Source organism: Streptomyces albidus (ex Kaewkla and Franco 2022) (genome assembly GCF_013870515.1).
Lineage (GTDB): Bacteria > Actinomycetota > Actinomycetes > Streptomycetales > Streptomycetaceae > Streptomyces > Streptomyces albidus.
In genome coordinates, this window is the sequence record NZ_JACBXA010000480.1 from 1 (window position 1) to 1,736 (window position 1,736).

The 1,736-nt window shown below is 73.9% G+C and carries 3 protein-coding genes; 1 reads left to right on the forward strand and 2 read right to left on the reverse strand.

Annotation, left to right across the window (positions count from 1 at the left end):
• Window positions 1-587, forward strand: a 587-nt coding sequence (locus H5J26_RS30710) for an O-antigen ligase family protein (RefSeq protein WP_181769212.1), incomplete at its 5' end; no start/stop codon positions are given.
• Here the strand turns inward: H5J26_RS30710 and H5J26_RS30715 are convergent.
• Together H5J26_RS30715 and H5J26_RS30720 are read right to left on the reverse strand one after the other, a co-directional pair.
• On the reverse strand, window positions 580-1,116 hold the full coding sequence (locus H5J26_RS30715; protein ID WP_181769213.1) for a hypothetical protein: 537 nt from the start codon (window positions 1,114-1,116) through the stop codon (window positions 580-582). The genes H5J26_RS30710 and H5J26_RS30715 overlap by 8 nt on opposite strands.
• Before the next feature lie 77 nt (window positions 1,117-1,193).
• Window positions 1,194-1,736: aspartate/glutamate racemase family protein (locus H5J26_RS30720; RefSeq protein WP_235981257.1), on the reverse strand; the 543-nt coding region annotated here is incomplete at its 5' end.

Consider the following 1,736-nt stretch of genomic DNA (forward strand, 5'->3'; position numbering starts at 1 on the left):
GAGCCCTGCTCGTGGGCACGCCCGTGGGGTTCACGGCCGCACTGGCCGTCCTGCTCTGCTCCCTGGCGGCGGGGCGTATACGGCGCCGGCTGCTGCCGCTCGCGGCCCTCGCGCTGATGGCCACGGCCGTCACAGGCGTCACCGTCGCCGTGGCGCAGGACTCGCTCCCGCACAAGGTGACGGTCACCCTCGAGACCGAGCTGACGGAGTACCGGGTGGGCCTGTGGCAGGACGCCCTGGACCTCACCCGCGAACACCCGCTGCTCGGCACCGGGCCCGACACCTTCCGCGAGCTGAGCCCCACGAACCGGGACGCCGCCCTGTCCGACGGCAAGCCGCACTCCGCGCCGCTCCAGCTCGCCGCCGAGCAGGGGCTGCCGGGTCTGCTGCTGCTCGGTGCGGCCTACACCTGGCTGATGCTGGCGCTGTGGGCGTCGACCCGGCAGACACCCGTGGTGCTGACCGCGGCTGCCGCCCTTTCGGCTCTGGCTGCGCTCTCCGCCATAGGCAACGCGCTGAGCTTCACGCAGGTGACGGCGGGTGCCGGCGTGCTCGCGGGCATCGCCTGCGCCCGTCGGCTCAGCTGAGCTGCGGTCCCTTCGCCAGATGCCGGCGGATGGCCCGTACGGCTGCCTCGGCGTCGTCCACCGTGAAGGTGAAGGTGTGTCCGTCGCCCAGGCACAGCATGACGCCCTCACCGCGGCGGACGATCACGGCCGTGCCCTTGCCCGGCCGCCACCGGTAGCCCCAGCCGCCCCAGTGCCGCGGCGTGACACTCGGCACGACCTCGGCCGTGCGGACCTCGCCGAGCAGGATGCGGCGGCGCGGCACTCCGACGTGGCCGCAGCGCACCTCCAGTGCCTCACCGTCGACGCTCACCCGTACATGGACGAAGGCGAGCGTGCCGAACAGCCCCAGGACGCCCGCCGCCAGGCAGCCCACCACCGACATGATCAGTGGGGCGCTGTCCAGCTCCCAGGCGGTCTCCACACCCAGGGCGATGCCCAGCGCCAGACAGCCCGCGCCCAGCGAGGCCAGCAGCCACTGCGCGCGGTTGGTCGCACGGCCCGTCCAGACCTCCATCGAGGACGACGGCGGGCGTGAGTGCTCGCTCATGGAGCGCAGCGTACGCCTGCACCAAGGCGGCGGCACGGGAGGATTTCCGCCCCCGGGTCAGAGCCGTCAGAGGTGGTTCAGGGGGTGACGGAGGCGGCGGTCAGCAGCCGCCCCTCGGCGTACGTGCTCGCGGCTTCGGGCAGGCGGGCGGTGTGCCCGCTCAGCAGGACGGTCAGGCCGCCCGTGTGCGAGGCGTGCGGGTTCGGCTCGGCACCGATCCGGCGCAGCGCCTGGGCGGCGACGGCGTCGGCGGAGCGGAAGAGGACGGGCAGCGGGCTGCCCGTCGTCGAGACGGCTTCCCGGATGCGTTCACCGACGAGTTCGTAGTGCGTACAGCCCAGGACGACGGACCGCGTACCCCGAGGGGTCAGCGCCGCTGCCGCCGCGACAGCGACGTCGACGGCGTCCTCCCGGGCGGTCTCCACCGCGTCGGCGAGACCGTGGCAGGGGACCTCGGTGATCTGGGCACCCTGGCCGAACTCCGCGATGAGGCGGGCCTGGTAGGGGCTGCCGGTGGTCGCGGGGGTGGCCCAGATGGCGACGGGGCCGCCGCCGAGGGCCGAGTTCGAGGAGGTCCGCGTCGGCGTCGGGCCGCTTCTTGCTGTGCGAGATCTGCCGCG

Excerpts from the sequence above, each read along its gene's own strand:
- H5J26_RS30715 (WP_181769213.1), bottom strand. The coding sequence starts at position 1,116 with ATGAGCGAGCACTCACGCCCGCCGTCGTCCTCGATGGAGGTCTGGACG.